The organism is Curtobacterium sp. VKM Ac-2861 (assembly GCF_013204965.1).
Taxonomy (GTDB): domain Bacteria; phylum Actinomycetota; class Actinomycetes; order Actinomycetales; family Microbacteriaceae; genus Curtobacterium.
Genome location: NZ_JABMLA010000004.1, coordinates 321,850 through 338,927, shown reverse-complemented (window position 1 = coordinate 338,927; position 17,078 = coordinate 321,850). Strand labels below are relative to the sequence as shown.

Annotated in this window: 15 protein-coding genes; 7 read left to right on the top strand and 8 right to left on the bottom strand. The window is 71.1% G+C overall.

Features of this window, described 5'->3' with window-relative positions; genetic code table 11:
* Positions 1-26: 26 nt before the first annotated feature.
* The 3 genes from HQQ88_RS12515 to HQQ88_RS12505 all read right to left on the bottom strand — a co-directional run bounded on the left by HQQ88_RS12515 (position 27) and on the right by HQQ88_RS12505 (position 3,440).
* On the bottom strand, positions 27-1,517 hold the full coding sequence (locus tag HQQ88_RS12515) for an aspartate ammonia-lyase (protein WP_132099682.1): 1,491 nt from the start codon (positions 1,515-1,517) through the stop codon (positions 27-29).
* A 314-nt stretch (positions 1,518-1,831) separates the two neighbouring features.
* A complete protein-coding gene (locus HQQ88_RS12510) occupies positions 1,832-2,128 on the bottom strand; it encodes a hypothetical protein (protein WP_123293936.1) in 297 nt (98 codons plus the stop codon).
* A gap of 55 nt (positions 2,129-2,183) precedes the next feature.
* On the bottom strand, positions 2,184-3,440 hold the full coding sequence (locus HQQ88_RS12505) for an inorganic phosphate transporter (protein ID WP_123293937.1): 1,257 nt from the start codon (positions 3,438-3,440) through the stop codon (positions 2,184-2,186).
* A 117-nt stretch (positions 3,441-3,557) separates the two neighbouring features.
* Here HQQ88_RS12505 and HQQ88_RS12500 point away from each other — a divergent pair, with 117 nt between their 5' ends.
* From HQQ88_RS12500 to HQQ88_RS12490, 3 genes are all read left to right on the top strand, one after another.
* Positions 3,558-5,246, top strand: a complete 1,689-nt coding sequence (locus HQQ88_RS12500; protein ID WP_173169594.1) for a sodium:proton antiporter — start codon at positions 3,558-3,560, stop codon at positions 5,244-5,246.
* A gap of 231 nt (positions 5,247-5,477) precedes the next feature.
* On the top strand, positions 5,478-6,884 hold the full coding sequence (locus tag HQQ88_RS12495) for an ABC transporter permease (RefSeq protein WP_173169593.1): 1,407 nt from the start codon (positions 5,478-5,480) through the stop codon (positions 6,882-6,884).
* A gap of 229 nt (positions 6,885-7,113) precedes the next feature.
* Positions 7,114-7,401, top strand: a complete 288-nt coding sequence (locus tag HQQ88_RS12490; protein ID WP_111084562.1) for a hypothetical protein — start codon at positions 7,114-7,116, stop codon at positions 7,399-7,401.
* 6 nt (positions 7,402-7,407) lie between these two features.
* On the opposite strand, the gene HQQ88_RS12485 is transcribed toward HQQ88_RS12490, so the two are convergent.
* Positions 7,408-7,926: an 8-oxo-dGTP diphosphatase gene (locus tag HQQ88_RS12485; protein WP_173169592.1), complete on the bottom strand. Its 519-nt coding sequence runs from the start codon at positions 7,924-7,926 to the stop codon at positions 7,408-7,410.
* 64 nt (positions 7,927-7,990) lie between these two features.
* Here HQQ88_RS12485 and HQQ88_RS12480 point away from each other — a divergent pair, with 64 nt between their 5' ends.
* Positions 7,991-8,341 carry a tryptophan synthase subunit alpha gene (locus HQQ88_RS12480; protein WP_123294181.1) on the top strand — a complete coding sequence of 117 codons (351 nt, stop codon included), beginning with the start codon at positions 7,991-7,993 and terminating at the stop codon, positions 8,339-8,341.
* 63 nt (positions 8,342-8,404) lie between these two features.
* Positions 8,405-9,295, top strand: coding sequence for an aminodeoxychorismate lyase (locus tag HQQ88_RS12475; protein ID WP_173169591.1), 891 nt, complete (start codon positions 8,405-8,407; stop codon positions 9,293-9,295).
* A 111-nt stretch (positions 9,296-9,406) separates the two neighbouring features.
* On the opposite strand, the gene HQQ88_RS12470 is transcribed toward HQQ88_RS12475, so the two are convergent.
* On the bottom strand, positions 9,407-10,606 hold the full coding sequence (locus HQQ88_RS12470) for an amidohydrolase (RefSeq protein WP_173169590.1): 1,200 nt from the start codon (positions 10,604-10,606) through the stop codon (positions 9,407-9,409).
* A gap of 74 nt (positions 10,607-10,680) precedes the next feature.
* On the opposite strand from HQQ88_RS12470, the gene HQQ88_RS12465 reads away from it, so the two are divergent.
* Positions 10,681-12,063 (top strand): Fic family protein, encoded by a 1,383-nt coding sequence (locus tag HQQ88_RS12465; RefSeq protein ID WP_173169589.1) that lies wholly within the window; start codon positions 10,681-10,683, stop codon positions 12,061-12,063.
* Between the two features lie 40 nt (positions 12,064-12,103).
* A complete protein-coding gene (locus HQQ88_RS12460) occupies positions 12,104-14,248 on the top strand; it encodes a S9 family peptidase (RefSeq protein ID WP_173169588.1) in 2,145 nt (714 codons plus the stop codon).
* 83 nt (positions 14,249-14,331) lie between these two features.
* Here HQQ88_RS12460 and HQQ88_RS12455 read toward each other — a convergent pair whose 3' ends face one another.
* From HQQ88_RS12455 to HQQ88_RS12445, 3 genes are read right to left on the bottom strand one after another with little or no spacing between them, the layout of a single operon-like run.
* Positions 14,332-15,861, bottom strand: a complete 1,530-nt coding sequence (locus HQQ88_RS12455) for a CYTH domain-containing protein (RefSeq protein ID WP_173169587.1) — start codon at positions 15,859-15,861, stop codon at positions 14,332-14,334.
* Positions 15,858-16,697 carry a hypothetical protein gene (locus HQQ88_RS12450; protein ID WP_173169586.1) on the bottom strand — a complete coding sequence of 280 codons (840 nt, stop codon included), beginning with the start codon at positions 16,695-16,697 and terminating at the stop codon, positions 15,858-15,860. Before HQQ88_RS12450 ends, HQQ88_RS12455 begins: the two co-directional genes overlap by 4 nt.
* Positions 16,694-17,020, bottom strand: coding sequence for a helix-turn-helix transcriptional regulator (locus tag HQQ88_RS12445; protein ID WP_173169585.1), 327 nt, complete (start codon positions 17,018-17,020; stop codon positions 16,694-16,696). Before HQQ88_RS12445 ends, HQQ88_RS12450 begins: the two co-directional genes overlap by 4 nt.
* Positions 17,021-17,078: the final 58 nt, after the last annotated feature.

The following is a 17,078-nucleotide window of genomic DNA, read 5'->3' as shown; positions in this document are numbered from 1 at the left end:
GATGCGCTGGTCGCGCTGGTTGCTCGTCAGCGCTCGCGCGCCGCTCGGTCCAGCATCTCCTCGGTGACCACCGGGATCGCACCGGTCGCGAGCTCGATGCCGGACAGCCGCGCCGGGCTCAGCACGCGCTGCACCTGGTCCTCGTCCATCAGGCCGGCGGCCACGACGAGCGTCGAGATCGGCGTCGACGTGGTCAGCGCGGTGTGCGCGATCGACGCCGCAGCCGCGTAGCCGATGTACGGGGTCAGAGCAGTGACCACCCCGACGTTCGTGTCGACCTGCGCCGCGAGCTTCGCCTCGTTCGCCTCGATGCCCGTCACGCAGTGCTCGCGCAACGTCGCACAGCCCCGTGACATCCACTGCAGCGACTGCAGGATCGAGTGCGCGATGATCGGCTCGAACGCGTTGAGCTGGAGCTGACCGCCCTCGGCCGCCATCGTCACGGTGGTGTCGGCGCCGACCACGGCGAACGCGATCTGGTTCACGACCTCGGGGATCACCGGGTTCACCTTGCCCGGCATGATCGACGAGCCCGCCTGGCGCGCCGGCAGGGTGATCTCGCCGAGTCCCGCCTGCGGCCCGGACGCGAGCAGCCGCAGGTCGTTGCAGATCTTCGAGAGCTTCGCGGCACTGCGCTTCACCGTGCCGGACAGCGTCATGAAGGCGCCGGCGTCACTCGTCGCCTCGATCAGGTCCGGTGCCGTCACGACGTCGATGCCGCTGGCGTCCTGCAGCTGCCGGCGGACCTCGTCGCGGTAGAGCGGGTCCGCGGTGATCCCGGTGCCGATCGCCGTCGCGCCGAGGTTCATCTCGGCCAGCAGCGGCAGGACCTTGCGGAGCAGGTCGGCGTCCTCCTGGATCGTGTGCGAGAAGCCGGTGAACTCCTGCCCGAGGGTCATCGGCACGGCGTCCTGCAGCTGCGTGCGGCCGACCTTGAGCACGTCGGCGAAGGCGTTCCCGCGCTCGGCGAACGCCGCGGAGAGCTGCTCGAGCTGCTCGATGAGCCGCCGGGCGGAGAAGATCATCGCGATCTTGATGCTCGTCGGGTAGGTGTCGTTCGTCGACTGGCTGCGGTTCACGTGGTCGATCGGGTGCAGGTACCCGTAGTCGCCCCGCTCGCGGCCGAGGAGCTCGAGGGCCCGGTTCGCCAGGACCTCGTTCGTGTTCATGTTCGTGCTCGTACCGGCACCGCCCTGCACGATGTCGACGACGAACTGCTCACGCAGGGCGCCGTCCCGCACCTCCTGCGCAGCACGGTCGATGGCGTCGGCACGCTCGTCGTCGAGGACCCCGATCGCCCGGTTCGCCCGCGCAGCCGCCTGCTTGACGGTGGCGAGCGCCTCGATGAGGTCCGGGTACACCGAGATCGGCACCGAGGTGATCGGGAAGTTCTCCAAGGCCCGCAGGGTGTTGATGCCCCAGTAGGCGTCGATCGGGACCTCGCGCGACCCCAGCGAGTCGCTCTCGGTACGGGTCTGCGCCCCGGTGGGGGCCTGTGCTGCTTCGTTGCCGGTCACACGTCGAGGCTAGCCCAGTCCGTCCGGCCGGTCCGGGAGCGAGCTCGGGGTGTGCCGGGCGGGGGCGCGCACATGGTGAGCAGGAATGGTCGGGTCGCCGGAACGCACCCGACCATTTCTGCTCACGAAACGCGCGTCGCGACAGCGCCGCCCACTCCCAGCCGGACGGGAGGCACGGTGCCAGGCCGCCACGGGCCTCCCGTCCGGTGGACGCGAGCGATCGCGTGCCCGTGGATGGTGAGCAGGAATGGTCGAGTCGCCGGAACGCACCCGACCATTCCTGCTCACGAAGCGCGCGTCGCGCGCGCCCCGCGTCAGTGGAACTGGGGGACGATGAGGTAGATGCCGTACAGCACGACGGCGCCGCAGACCGCGTAGCAGAGGATCGCGAGCGCACGGAAGGCACGCACCGCGGTCGTCGCTCCGGCGGGGTTCGGGAACCCGGCGGTCGCCGGACCGATCGTGCCGTCGTCCTTCACGGTGAACTTGCCCGCGCGGGTGTCCGCGGCGCTCCAGAACCGGAGACCGACGGAGTACACGGCGACGACGAAGCACGACGAGACCACGGCGACGAGCGCCACGGTGACGAACGCGAACCAGTCGATACCCATCAGCGATCTCCCACCGTGAGGAATGCGAAACGGCGTCCGTCAAGCGCGATTCCCATCAGCGACGGCCTCCCTTGCGTGCGGCCATGCGGCGGAGCGTGCGCTCGCGGCTCAGTGCGGCGCGGCGGTCGGCAACGGCGTCGGCGCGCTTCTTGCGCTGCAGGTCGCGCAGTTCCTTGCGGGTGTACACGGCGTTCGCGGCGACGTCGACCTCGATGGCCGAGGCACCCTCGTGCGGCTTCCGGAGCGACCACAGGTACAGGCCGAGGATCACGGCGGCGCCGACGATGGCGTCGATCACGAGGCCGATGACGCCCAGGCGTGCGATGCCCGAAGCCACCGCGCCCACGGCTGCGGCGGCGGGCAGCGTGATGAACCAGGCGATGACGATCTTGCCGGCGGTGGACCACTGGATCTTCGAGCCGCGGCGACCGAGTCCGGCGCCGATGATCGAGCCGGAGGACACCTGCGTGGTCGAGAGCGCGAAGCCGAGGTGGCTGGACGCCAGGATCGTCGCGGCGGTCGAGGCCTCGGCGGCGAAGCCCTGGGTGGCCCGGATCTCGGTGATGCCGGACCCGAGCGTGCGGATGATGCGCCACCCGCCCGTGTAGGTGCCGAGCGCGATCGCCAGGGCACAGGCGACGACGACCCAGAACTGCACGCCCTGGTTCGACGACTGCGCCCCGGAGGCGATCAGCGTCAGCGTGATGACACCCATCGTCTTCTGGGCGTCGTTCGTGCCGTGGGCGAGCGACACCATCGACGAGGTGAAGATCTGCCCGACACGGAAGCCACCGCGCTCGTTCGGGAAGACCGGGCGCTTCGTGATCCGGTACGCGATGCGTGTCGACAGGAACGACACGAGCGACGCGATCACCGGGGACGCGAAGGCCGGGATGATGACGACCGTCAGCAGCGCGACGTAGTTCACGGACTGGAACCCGGCGCCGACGATCGCGGCCCCGATCAGTCCGCCGAACAGCGCGTGCGACGACGACGAGGGCAGCCCGCGGAGCCACGTGATCATGTTCCACACGACCGCTCCGATGAGCCCCGCGAAAATCATCTCCGGTGAGATCGCGACGCCGCCCGGGCCCTCGTTGATGAGGCCGTGCGAGATCGAGGTCGCCACCGCGGTGCTGAGGAACGCACCGACGAGGTTGAGCACCGCGGCGACCGTGACCGCGACCTTGGGCTTCATGGCCCCGGTCGCGATCGGAGTCGCCATCGCGTTGGCGGTGTCGTGAAAACCGTTTGTGAAGTCGAAGAAGAGGGCCAACGCGATGACCAGGACGACTATGAGTGTGATGTCCACCGCGGGCCAGTGTTCCCCATCGACGGCCTCCGGAGCAAACCTGATCGGCAACCTGCTGTTCACCGGAGCTTCAGACTCGTTCAGATTCGGAACCATGCCGATGCGAGAATGAGTCCCATGGACACCGTCGAGCTCCTCCTCCTGTTGGTCGGATCGCTCGCGGTGACCGGGTTCGCACGGGCGAAGGGACTCCCCGCTCCCCTGCTCGTGACGGCGGTCGCGCTCGCAGCGTCGTTCCTGCCGGGACTCCCCGCGATGGAGATCGACTCCGAGGTGATCCTGACGGTGATCCTGCCGCCGCTGCTCTACTCGGCGGCGCTCGACGTGTCGTGGCAGAGCTTCCGGACGTCGATCAAGCAGATCCGGCGTCTCGGCATCTTCCTGGTCATCGTGACGGCACTCGTGGTCGGCGCGGTGGCGTACTTCCTGATCCCGGACATGACCCTGCCCGCGGCGATCCTGCTCGGTGCGATCGTCGCCCCGCCGGACGCCGTGTCCGCCGCCGCGATCGGTCGCAAGCTCGGGCTCCCCCGCCGGGTGATGACGGTGCTGTCCGGCGAGAGCCTGATCAACGACGCCGCGTCCCTGACCCTGGTGCGCGTGTTCACCCTGATCATCGCGGGGACGTCGCTCACCATCTGGCAGGACCTCGGCATCTTCGGCCTGGCGATCGGCGTCGGCCTGGCCGTCGGCATCGTGCTCGGCGTCGTCGTGCACTGGATCCGGATGCGGCTCAACGACCCCGTGGTCGAGACGATCATGAGCATCCTGCTGCCCTTCGTCGCGTACATCCTGGCCGAGGACCTCTCCGGCTCCGGCGTCATCGCGGTCGTCACGGCCGGCCTGTACATCGGCTACAACTCGCCGAAGGAGGGCTACGCCACCCGCCTGCAGGAGCGCCCGCTCTGGACCAGCATCGACGTCATCCTCGAGGGCTTCGTCTTCGCCCTGATCGGCCTGCAGCTCAACACCGTGGTGCAGGACCTGGTCGAGAGCGAACGGAGTCTCGGCCAGACACTCACCGCCGCGGCCGTAGTGCTCGGCGTCGTGATCCTGGTGCGGCCCCTCTTCATCTTCGAGTCGTACGTGCGCAACCGCTTCAACGGGCGATGGCTCCGTCCGCTGCGCATCAAGCTCTCCCGGGGCCACCCGTCACTGCGGTGGATGCGCGGGACGGCCGAGCCGAAGCTCAACTGGCGCGAGCTCACCGTCATCTCGTGGACCGGCATGCGCGGCGTGGTGACCCTCGCCGCCGCGGTGTCCGTGGTCGCGAGCCCGACGCAGATCCCCGCACAGGACACGATCTTCATCATCGCGTTCTTCGTGACCGTCGGCACCCTGCTGCTGCAGGGCCTGACCCTGCCCTTCGTCATCCGTGCACTCAAGGTGCAGGACCCGGCCGAGGGCGAAGAGGACGTCCGGAGCGAGATGCGGCTGAACCAGCGCACGACCGAGGCCGCCATCGAGCTGCTCGAGAAGCGACGTCCGGACTGGTCGAAGCAGTACGGCGCCGTCGCCGTCGACTCCGTGGTGAACCGGCTGAAGGCACGGCTCGAGCGGCAGGTCGAGACGTTCCGGCAGGACGCCCTGGAAGAAGAGGTCGAGGAGCGCAACGCCCCGATGCGCCTGCGTGGCTCGCAGATCCAGGACATCCGGCGCGAGCTGCTCGACCGACGACGCGAGATCGTGCTCGAGGAGCGCGAGAAGGGCAATCTCGACGAAGAGGTCATGCGCCGCGTGCTCGTGACCCTCGATGCCGAAGAACTCGCGATGGACTCGGCGCAGGCGTCACGCAGCCGCTCCTGAGGGCCTCGGCGTATCCTGGCGCTCCGTCCGAGAACAGGAGCACAGCGCCGAGTGAGCACGCCGCGGAACGACGTCAACAGGAACGACGACACCCCGGAACGTCCCGGAGGGTCCCGGCCGACGTCGGCCCCGAAGCCACGCAGCACCCGGCCCTCGGCCCGCGGGACCAAGCCCCGTCGCGGCGCGAAGGTCGCCGGTTCCACCCGACCGGCTCCGCGCCGACAGGCACCCGTGCCGGCACCGCAGCAGCACGGTGCGTACCGCCGCTGGTACTCGACGTTGCACCCCTCGCTCCAGCTCATCGGCCTGCAGCTCTGGATGCCGCTGTTCTTCATCGTCGGCTTCTGCCTCTGCTACGTCTTCGCGTTCCACGCACCGCACCCGCACGACGTCCCGATCGCCCTGGTCGGCAGCGACCCGACACTCGTCGCCGCCGTGCAGAAGGCGTTGCCGGGCGAGTTCGTGTTCCACACCTACGACTCCCTGGCCGCGGCGAAGCGTGACGTCATCGCCGGCTCGATGGCGGTCGCCTACGACCCCGCGACGAACGAGTTCTTCAAGGCGAGCGCCCACCAGTTCCAGGTCGCGAGCCTCGTACCGGCGACACTGACCGCGGTCCTGACCGGGATCGGCGTCGCGACCCCGAAGATCACCGAGCTCGCTCCCCTGCCCGCGTGGGACGAGTACGGCACCGTGCCGATGTACGTGATGCTCGCCTGGTGCATCGGCGGCTACATGGTCGCGATGTTCATCGGGATCATGGGTGGCCCGCTCCGGCACCGCACCCGCATGACCGTCATCGTCGTCGGCGGCCTCGTCATCTCCCTCATCACGAACACGCTCGCCGGTCCGGTCGTCGGCGCCATCCACGGCCACTGGATCCAGCTCGTGCTCATCGCGTGGGGGTGGATCGTCGCGATCGGTCTCGCCGTCAACGGGCTGAGCTACTTCGTCGGCCGGTTCATCGCCGCCCCCGCCATGATCTGCTTCGTGTTCCTGTCGATGCCGTCGTCCGGCGGGGCGTACCCGAAGTGGTTCATGCCGGAGCCGTTCGCCTGGCTCAACAACGTCGTCGTCGGTTCCAGCATGGTCGACATGATCAAGCACCAGATCTACGGCGTCGGCCCCGGCCCGGCCCGCGGCCTGATCACGATGGGCTGCTACGCCGCGGTCGGCCTCGTGCTCATGTACTTCGGCAAGAAGTGGTGGGAACGGCGGCGCATCCGCGCCATCGTCACCGGCCGGACGACGATGTTCCAGGACGCCAACACCGCGAACCGCGAGTTCCTCGGCAAGGAACGCGACGCCGAGCTCGAGCGCCACGGCCTCGAGTCCACCGAGACGGGCACCCTCAGCGTCCTGAGTGACGACGACTGGGAGGACGCCCGCGTCGGCGGTGACGTCTTCACCGGCGGCCGCGACGGCCTCGAGACCGAGACCACCCCCACCGGCCGCATCCCCGTGCAGCGGACCGGGGACCGCACCGGCCCGGTGCAGCGACCGGGAGGCGCGGGGACCGGACCACGCACGCGTCCCGTCCCACGCGCCGAGGGCTCCAGGGCCCCGGCTCGGTCCGACACGTCGGCTCGCGTCGATGCCGGGGACGAGCCGGCGCACGGCCGGCACGCGGACCGGTAGCTCGTTCCTGACGATCGCGCCGCTCGCGCAGACCGAATGCGTGCGCAAGTTCCGACGATGCACCAGTCGAACGACGCGTGCTCTGTCGCATGATGCACATGCATCGACTGCGTGCGCATGTTCCGACGATGCGCCAGTCGAACGACGCGTGCTCTGTCGCATGATGCACGTGCATCGTCCGTGCCGGCACGCGGACCGGTGAGGCGTCGGCGGCGCGTATCCTGGGGGCATGAACCCCCGCATCACCTGGCACCGCGTCCTCGTCACCGTCGTCGTCGTGCTCCTCGTGCTGACGGTCGGCTTCTACGTCGCGAGCATCGTGCTCGCACCCGCCGACGGCCGGAACACCGCCGGGCTCTTCGTCGGCTGGGCGATGTTCGCCATGGTCGGCGCGATCGTGTTCGGGATCATCGACTTCTTCGTCCGACCCCTCGGTGGTCGCAGCGGGGACGCCGAGGTCATCGCCGCCGCCGAGGAAGCACGCACCGGCAGCACCCGCACCCAGCAGACCCGCTGACCCGCTCTACGCGGGGGTCTCGACACCCGTCCCGGTGAAGCCCGCGACCGTCGCGTCGTCGTCGGCGAACGTGAAGCGTGCACGCACCGCACCCCCACGGAGCACCGCCGGCAGCCAGTACTTCGCGTCGTCCCACATCGCCTCGTAGGGGACGTCGGCGACCGGGATCCACCGCGGTTCGAGCTCGTCGGAGCCCGACGGGCTGCCCTGCCAGCGGCGGCACACGAAGACGTCCGAGACCTGGGACCAGGACGGCCGGTACGGGAACCGGTAGTCCAACGTGCCACGGGCCTCCAGGTCGACCGTGTCGAGCCGCAGGCCGACCTCTTCGCGCACCTCGCGCACGGCGGTCTCGACCGCCGTCTCACCGGGCTCGCGCTTGCCGCCCGGGCCGACCAGCCGGCCGGTGCCGAGGCCACGGCGCTTCTCCCCGAGCAGGACCTCTGGCCCGCTCGCGCCGTCGCGCAGCAGGTAGACAACGACCACTCGGGGGTGCTGGGACTTGCTCTCGTCGCGCGGGGTCACCCGTCCAGTCTGGCCGAAGATGTGTCGTACGCTCTTCCCATGGCAGGCGTGCTGCGGGGGCACCATGGCTGAGCCCCGCAGGACCGGGCGCAGCCTCGAAGTGCTGCGCGCCGAGGCTGCCGAGGAGATCTCGATGCTCGTCGAGCACCGGAGCCGCCAGGGCGAGGACCCGTGGGAGTTCATGCCGACGCTCCCCACGGTGGACGAGCAGGTCGTGCTCATCCTCCGGGCCGACGCGGTCGACCTCGACGCCGCGATCGGCAAGCGGCACGCCCAGTGGTCGATGCACCCCGCGTCCGGTCAGGGCACCGTCCTCGGCGAGGAGTACCACCGGTTGCGCCGGATCGCGCTGCAGCACCCCGAGCTCACCCAGGCGGTGTGGAAGCTCATGGGCGCCCTGCCCGACGCGAGCTGACGCCCACGCACGAAGCGCGCCCACGCACAACGTGCGCGGACGCGCGTGCGGTTGGATGGGCGCATGACCGAAACCGTGCTCGCGATCCTCAACCAGCCCTCCCGCGACGCCGCGCCGCACGACCCCGCAGCGGACGCCTTCACCTGGGCGAAGCCGCTCGAGGAGCACCTGCAGGTACAGGACCTCGGCATCACCCGGGGTGACGGCGTGTTCGAGACGATCACGGTGGTCGACGGTCGTCCGCAGGCCCTCGAGGCGCACCTCGACCGGTTCGGCCGCTCCGCCGCGATGCTCGACCTGCCCGCGCCGGACCCCGACGCGTGGCGGCAGGCGATCGAGGCCGTCTGCGCCCGGCTCGACCCGGTCCGCGAGGCCTTCGCGAAGACCGTCCTGACCCGTGGCGTCGAGGGCACCGACCGACCCACCGGCTGGGTGTACGCCGCGCCGTCCGTCGACTCGACCGCCGCACGCACCGAGGGCATCTCCGTCGTCGTGCTGGACCGCGGCTACCGACACGACGTCGAGCGCACCTCGCCGTGGCTGCTGCAGGGCGCGAAGACCCTTTCGTACGCGGTCAACATGGCCGCCCTGCGCGAGGCCGCCCGGCGCGGTGCCGACGACGCCCTGTTCGTGTCGAGCGACGGCTACGTGCTCGAGGGCACGCGCGCGAACCTGATCCTGAAGGTCGGCGACCGGCTCGTCACGCCGCGCACCGACATCGGGATCCTGGCCGGCACGACGCAGGCCGACGTCTTCCGCTTCGCCGAGCAGGAGGGCATCGACACCGCCTACGAACTCGTCACGCTCGCCGACCTGCAGGCCGCCGACGCACTCTGGCTCGTGTCGAGCGTCCGGCAGGCGGCGCCGATCCGCTCCGTGAACGGCGACGCCCGTGCGGTCGACGCGGATCTGACGGACCGCATCAACGAATTCCTGCTGGCGCGCGAGGTCTGAGCCGGCCGGGTCCGCTGGCCGTCACTGCCCAGCGCCCCCGGCGCCACGAACGGGAGGCCCGGATCGCGACGTGCGGACACGTCGCGATCCGGGCCTCCTGGCTCTCCCCCGCTACCAGCGCGGGGTGGTGACGCCGACGCCGTCCGCCCACTCGAAGACCTGGCGGCCGTCGATCCAGACGCGGGTCGCGCGGCTGGTCGCGTCGAGCGGGTCACCGTCCCAGAGCACGAGGTCGGCGTCGTAGCCCGCGGCCAGCCGGCCGACGCGGTCACCGAAGCCCAGGAACTCGGCCGGGTTGACGGTGAGCGCCTCGAGCGCGGTCTGGGCGGGCAGGCCCTCCTTCACCGCGGCGGTGGCCTGGTCGACGAGCATGCCGACCGGCACGACGGGGGCGTCGGTGGTGATCGCGACCCGGACGCCGGCGGCGGCGATGGTGGCGAGGTTCGGGATGCCGCGGTCACGGAGCTCCACCTTCGAGCGGCTCGTGAACAGCGGGCCGTAGATGACCGGGATGTCCTTCTCGGCGAGCAGGCTGGCGATCTTGTGCGCCTCGGTGCCGTGGTTCACGACGAGTCGGTAGCCAAACTCCTCGGACAGCCGGATGGCGGTCGCGATGTCGTCGTGGCGGTGGGTGTGCTGGTCCCAGACGAGTTCGCCGTCGAGGACCCGGACGAGTGCCTCCTTCGTCAGGTCACGCGCGAACGGCTCACCCTTCGCGGCGGCGGCGTCACGGGCGGCACGGTAGTTCTGGGCCTCGACGAAGGCGTCACGGATGATCTTCGCGACGCCGAGGCGCGTCGACGGCGTCTGGCCCTTGCCGCCGTACACCCGCTTCGGGTTCTCGCCGAGCGCGCTCTTGATGCTCACCGAGTCCGAGATGAGCTGTTCGTCGACGGTGCGCCCGCCCCAGGTCTTGATGGCGACGGTCTGGCCGCCGATCGGGTTGCCGGACCCCGGCTTCACGACGATGCTCGTGATGCCCCCGGCGAGCGCGTCGCGGAAGCCCTCGTCGTCGATGTCGATCGCGTCGATCGCACGGACCCCGGCCATGTTCGGGCCGGTCATCTCGTTCGTGTCGTTGCCGGCCTCGCCGTTCGCCTCCTCGTGGATGCCGACGTGGCCGTGCGACTCGACGAACCCGGGGACGAGCCACGCACCGGCTGCGTCCACGACGGTGATCCCCGGGGGCGGTGTGACGTCCGGGCCGATCGCGGTGATGCGGCCGTCCTCGACGACGACCGCGCCGCCGTCGAAGGCGGGGGCGGAGACGGGGACGACGTGGGCACCGGTGATCGCGAAGGAGTTGCTCATGCCACCAACGCTACGCGGACCGGCGAAATACGAATTCCTGGCGTCGGGCGTCCGGGGGTCCCTACGCTCCCGGCATGGTGCATCGGAACGAGACCCCGGACGTCCACGACGGCTCGACCGCGCTCGGGGGCCAGACCGCGCACAGCGGCGTGCTCGTGCACCGCGGATGGCCCGTGCACGGCAGCGCGGAGCGTCCGTGGCGCAGCGCCCACCGGGGTTCCCGCGCCGATCGGATGACCACGTCCGTCCGGGTGTCGCTCCCGCCCCGGATCGCTCGTGCTCGGTGGGAGCCCGATGCCCGGACCGAGGCGCTGCTCGACCGCGCAGCCGCGGCGCTCCGGTCGCTCGACGTCCACCACGGTTCCCGGCTCGCCTCGCTCGGGTCGGTGATCGGTCGGACCGAGGCCGTCGCCTCGTCGCGGATCGAGGACGAGTCCGCGTCGCTCGACGACTGCGCCCGAGCCCTCGTGGGCATCCGCGCGAATCCGAGTGCGACCGTCGTCGTCCGCGCCGCCGGAGCGATCGAGGGGTTGGTCGCGGCAGCGGACACGGGCGTGATCACCGAGGCCGCGCTGCTCGAGGCGCACCGGCTGCTCATGCGCGACGACCCGGTCGACGGGCAGTACGCCGGGCGCTACCGCAGCGTCCAGAACTGGATCGGTGGCGGTGACACCCCGCGGCTGGCGACGTACGTCCCGCCGCCGCCGGAGCTCGTCGCGCCCCTCATGGCCGACCTGTTCGCGTTCCTGCACCGGACGGACCTGCACCCGATCGCCCAGGCCGCGATCGGGCACGCCCAGTTCGAGTCGATCCACCCGTTCACCGACGGCAACGGCCGGATCGGACGTGCGCTGATCAGCGCCGTGCTGCGACGCCGGGGCGTCACGACGACGGTGACCGCGCCGATCGCCACCGCGCTCGCCGCGGATCGGGGCCGGTACTTCCGGCACCTCGAGCGGTACCGCGACGGGGTCGTGGACGCCCTCGTGGCAGATGTCGCGATCGCCATCGGCACCGTGTGCGACGAGGCGACCGTGACCGCCCTGCTGCTCGACGAGCACGCGGCCGACCGGATGGCGGGTCCGTGTGCCACGAGAGCCCACGCCGTCGTCGGGCGGGCGCTCTCCGACGACCCGGTCCTGACCGAGGCCCGACTGCAGGACCTCCTCGCCGGTGTCGACGGCGGACCTGTCGACGAGGACCTGGCCGGCTCCGTGGCCGCAGACCTCGTGCGCGCCGGAGTGCTGCGTCCGGTCACCGAGCGGCGGCGTGACCGTGCCTGGGTCGCACCGGCCGTCGTGGACGAGCTCGAGGCCTTCGAGCAGCGGGTCCGCGCGGGGGTGGCCGGTCGGACGCGGTCCGATCGGTTCGGGGCGGGGCGGCCGGCGGACGCGGCGCGACCGGTTCCGGGCGGGGCGGTCGGGCGGACGCGGTCCGACCGGTTCCGGGCGGCGTGACGCCCGGCTCGCCACGGGGCCGTGCGCATAGGGTGGGACGGTGAGCACCGAGCACTCCCAGGCCACCCCGCCCACCGCCGCCAAGCGGCCCGTGACGCGGACCCACCACGGCATCGACTTCGTCGACGACTACGAGTGGCTGCGTGACAAGGAGTCGCCGGACACCCTGGCGTACCTCGAGGCCGAGAACGCCTACACCGACGCCGCCACCGACCACCTCGCCCCGCTGCGCGACCGCGTCTTCGCCGAGGTCAAGAACCGTGTGCAGGAGACCGACCTCTCAGTGCCGGTGCGCATGGGCGACTGGTGGTACTTCACCCGCACGGCCGAGGGCAGCCAGTACGGCGTGCACTGCCGTGCGCCGATCGCCGGTCCGGACGACTGGACCCCGCCGGCCGTCGTCGAGGGCGAGTCGACCCTCCCCGGCGAGCAGGTCGTCCTCGACGGCAACGCCCTGGCCGACGGCCACGAGTTCTTCTCCCTCGGCACCTACGACATCAGCGACGACGGCACCCGCCTGGTCTACGGCATCGACGTCGAGGGCGACGAGCGGTACACCCTGCACGTGCGCGACCTGGCCTCCGGCACCGACCTCGGCGACGCCATCCCGAACACCGGGGCGGGCGCGACCTTCGACCCGGCCGGCCGGTACGTCTTCTACCCGACCGTCGACGAGTCGTGGCGTCCGGACAAGATCTGGCGGCACGCCGTCGGCACGGCAGCGTCCGACGACGTCCTGGTCTTCGAGGAACCCGACGACCGCTACTGGGTCGGCGTCGGCGTCACCCGGTCGTCGCAGTACATCGTCATCGAGCTCGGGTCGAAGATCACGTCCGAGGCCCTGGTGCTCGACGCCGCCGACCCGACCGGCGAGTTCCAGGTCGTGTGGCCACGACGCGACGGCGTCGAGTACGAGATCGAGCACGCCATCGTCGGCGGCAGCGACCGCTTCCTGGTGCTGCACAACGACGGTGCCGAGAACTTCGAGCTCGTCGACGTCCCCGCCGACGACCCCACGTCCGAGCGCGACCGCCGGGTCGTCGTGGCGCACCACACCGAGCGCCGCATCGAGTCCGTCGACGCCTTCGCCGGGCACCTCGCGCTCGAGTACCGCTCCGAGGCACTCCCCCGCATCGCGATCATCCCCATCGAGGGTGACGAGTACGGCGACGCGCACGAGGTCCCGTTCGACGAAGCACTGTTCTCGGCCGGCCTCGGCGGCAACCCCGAGTGGGACCAGCCGACGCTCCGCATCGGGTTCACCTCGTTCGTCACGCCGTCCGAGGTCAGCGACCTGGACCTGGGGACCGGCGAGGTGACGGTCCTGAAGCGCCAGCCGGTGCTCGGCGGCTACGACCCCGCCGACTACGCGCAGGAGCGCGACTGGGCCACGGCGGCGGACGGCACCCGCGTGCCGATCTCGCTCGTCTGGCGGCGCGACGCCGTCGACGCGGACACCCCCTCGCCGCTCCACCTGTACGGCTACGGCTCGTACGAGCACTCGATCGACCCGGGCTTCAGCGTCATGCGTCTGTCGATGCTCGACCGCGGCGTCGTCTTCGCGGTCGCCCACGTGCGCGGTGGCGGCGAGATGGGTCGCCACTGGTACGAGAACGGCAAGACCCTGACGAAGAAGAACACGTTCACCGACTTCGTCGCGGTCGCCGACCACCTGATCGAGTCCGGCCGCACCACCGCGGACCGGCTCGTGGCCGAGGGCGGCAGCGCCGGTGGGCTCCTGATGGGTGCGGTGGCGAACATCGCACCGGACCGGTTCGCCGGGATCGTCGCCGCGGTGCCGTTCGTCGACGCGCTCACGAGCATCCTCGACCCCGACCTGCCCCTGACCGTCATCGAGTGGGACGAGTGGGGCGACCCGCTGCACGACGCCGAGGTCTACCGCTACATGAGCGAGTACACCCCGTACGAGAACGTCCGCGACGACGTGCAGTACCCACGGATCCTCGCCGTGACGTCGATCAACGACACCCGTGTGCTCTACGTCGAGCCGGCGAAGTGGACCGCGAAGCTGCGCGAGGTCGGGGCGCCGGTGCTGCTGAAGACCGAGATGTCCGCGGGCCACGGTGGCGTGAGTGGTCGGTACGCCTCGTGGAAGGAGCGGGCGTTCGAGCTCGCTTGGTTGCTCGACGTGCTCGGGCTGGCCGACGAGGCGCCCGCCGCCTGATGACTTCGTGAGCAGAAATGGTCGGGTTGGCCTCAGGCACCCGACCAATTCTGCTCACGAAGCGAGCGCCCGCGGCGTGCGGCTCACACGCGGTTGAGCGCGTGCACCGCCTCGTCGTAGGACTCCTCGGCCAGGCGCACCCGGTCCCCCGCGAGCACGCCGTACCCGAACGTGTCCTCGCCACCGCGTTCGGCGATCGCCGCGTTGGTCCGCAGCGCGTCGAGGGCGTGCAGCGATCGGACCCGCTCGGTCAGCACGTCGGCCGCGCTGCCGATCCGCTTCCAGAGCGCGTGCGGGAACGCGTCGTCGCCGAGGACGTCCATCGCCATCCGCGCCCGCATCGTGCCCTGCCAGGCGGCTTCGGTGGTCGCACGGTCGGCGGCCTCGCGCTCGGCGGCGGTGTCCGAGGTGTCGTCGGCGACCGCGGCCCGGACGAGCTCGCGGATGTGCGGCTTCACGACGGCGCCGACGTCCTGCGCGACCTTCTTCGGCGATCGGAGCGACCACTCGGTCGGGGTCGGCCGTTCGACGGCGTCGTCGAGCGCGTCGAGCAGCTCGAGGAACGGCTCACCGTGCACGAACGCGACGACGTCCCGCACCGACTGGTCGCGGCGTTCACGGGTCGAGGCCAGGATGCGTTCGCGGGTCATGGAGTCGACCAGGTCGTCCTGCGCCGGGGTCGACGCGCGCGGCAACCGGTCGATCAGGTACTCGTTGAGTGCTGCGCGTGCGGTCACGGCAGCCAGGCCGTCGGCCGCCTCGGCGGCGCGGTCGACGGTGTCGCCGGCGGCGAACGCCGGACGGTAGGCGCCGAGGATCGACGCGATCTCGAGGGCGGTCTCAGCCGTCTGCCGGAGGTCGGCCGCGTCGCCGGAGCGGAGCCGCGATTCCTGGCCGAGCAGCGCAGCGCGCAGCTTCCGCAGTCGCTTCGCGAGGACGCGTGCGGTCGTGCCCTTGTCCGGCTTCTCCTCGGTCTGGAGGCGCGGTGCCGGTGCTCCTGCCAGCCCGCGTGCCAGCTTGGACGCGACGGCGGCGGGGCCGGCGCCGACGGCCGCGAAGCGCGCGTCGAGGACCGCGAAGAGCTCGTGCGCGACCTGCGGGTCGACGTCGGCGACGGCCTCGACCTCGACCTCGCGCCAGGTGCGCGGCGTTTCGGGAGCGTCATCGTCGAGGCGCTGCGCGGTCACCTGGTCGTCGGCGAGCTCGGCGACCTGGTCGCCGTCCTCGTCGAGCAGGCGGGTCACGGTGCGGGTGGTCGAGATGCGGACCACGGGGCGCAGGCCACGGCCGCGGCGCTCGGTGAAGAGCGCCGCGAGGACCTCGGTCGGCACCGTGTCGGCGTCGTCGGTCAGCGGGAAGTGCTGCTCGTGGCGGACCGTGTCCGACTCGGAGCGCTTGATGTGCCACCCGGCGTCGGGGCCACCGGTCCGCCGGCGGACCGTGACCCGCGCCGCCACCAGGTCGTACCGCTCGGTGTCCCAGTACGTCGCATCGAGCTCGAACGGCTCCTGGTGCTCGGTGCGGAGGATGCCACCGGCACCGACGAGGTCGGGCAGGGCACCGCCCTCTGGCAGGTCGTAGGTGCGCTCGATCTCGAGGTGGGTGTCACTCACACGGTCTTGTCTACCAGGGCTTCACCGTGCGCCTCGACCACCGCGGGCGCATCGGTGGAGAACCGTGACGCCACCACGGCTCCGACGACGGCGACCAGGAACGGGACGAGCTGCCCGATCCACGACACCAGCGCCATCGCGGAGTACGGGATCCCCGAGCCGTTCGCTGCTTCTGCGAGCGGGAACACCAGCACGGCAGCGACGACGGGCAGGACGAGGAGCGAGTACGTCCACACCGGTCGGCGGAGCACCACGAGCCAGACCGCGAGCAGCCCAGCCGCGATGACGCCGACCTGGACCGGGACGTACACGGGGACGTTGAGGGAACCGCTCGTGATCGCCCACCACACTGCGGCGATGGCGAACACGGCAACGGCGCCGAGGACCCGGCGGCGGCGTGCGACGTCCGACACCAGCAGGACGCTCGTCGCGACAGCGGCGCCCGGCACCACCGCGAGCCCGATCCCGACCATGTCGAAGACGAGGCGCGCCTCCGGCAGGCCGTTGTACCGCTGCAGGAGTGCGAGGACGCCCACCGAGACGACGTAGGACAGCACCGCGAGCGCGATGAGGACCGGGATCGTGCGGATGGTGTGCGGTGCAGAACGGACGGGTGTCGGCAGTGCGGTCATGGTGTCCCCCCAGGTGGAACGGTGGCCGGCGCGTCGGTGGAACAGCGCCGTGGTGAACGCGCCGAACGCGAGTGCGGTCGGCGAGAGGTCGAGTTCGTGGGCATCGCGCACGTCGGCGAGCCACTGCTCGCGGCGGGCGGCGCGGTGTGCTGCGGGTGAGACGGCGACGGCGACCCCCACGAGCGCCCGGTCGAGCGCGCTCACGAGGTCACCGGCCGGTGGGCCGAGCGAGCCGGACGAGCGGGCGTCGCGGCGGACGGACCCGCGGCGACGAGGTCGCGTGCGGCGTCGACCCCGTCGGGCGTGAACTCGTAGAGCCGACGACGCGGCCCCGGCCGGCGGGTCTCGTCGTCCCACGACGACGTGATCCACCCCTGCCGCTCGAGTCGCTCGAGGATCGGGTAGACGGTGCCGGCCTGGCGCCCGGTGGCCTTGATGACGAGCAGCCCCCATGCCGGACCGTCGACGGTCAGCAGTGCGTCGAGCACGTCGAGCGTCGGGGCGGTGATGCGTTGGATCGGATCCATGCGGCTTAACCTAGCTATATCGGATAAGCGCGTCAAGGCCGTCCAGAAAGCGGGGTTA

Excerpts from the sequence above, each read along its gene's own strand:
- HQQ88_RS12510 (WP_123293936.1), bottom strand. The coding sequence starts at position 2,128 with ATGGGTATCGACTGGTTCGCGTTCGTCACCGTGGCGCTCGTCGCCGTG.
- HQQ88_RS12500 (WP_173169594.1), top strand. The coding sequence starts at position 3,558 with ATGGACACCGTCGAGCTCCTCCTCCTGTTGGTCGGATCGCTCGCGGTG.
- HQQ88_RS12490 (WP_111084562.1), top strand. The coding sequence starts at position 7,114 with ATGAACCCCCGCATCACCTGGCACCGCGTCCTCGTCACCGTCGTCGTC.
- HQQ88_RS12480 (WP_123294181.1), top strand. The coding sequence starts at position 7,991 with ATGGCTGAGCCCCGCAGGACCGGGCGCAGCCTCGAAGTGCTGCGCGCC.
- HQQ88_RS12475 (WP_173169591.1), top strand. The coding sequence starts at position 8,405 with ATGACCGAAACCGTGCTCGCGATCCTCAACCAGCCCTCCCGCGACGCC.
- HQQ88_RS12470 (WP_173169590.1), bottom strand. The coding sequence starts at position 10,606 with ATGAGCAACTCCTTCGCGATCACCGGTGCCCACGTCGTCCCCGTCTCC.
- HQQ88_RS12465 (WP_173169589.1), top strand. The coding sequence starts at position 10,681 with ATGGTGCATCGGAACGAGACCCCGGACGTCCACGACGGCTCGACCGCG.
- HQQ88_RS12445 (WP_173169585.1), bottom strand. The coding sequence starts at position 17,020 with ATGGATCCGATCCAACGCATCACCGCCCCGACGCTCGACGTGCTCGAC.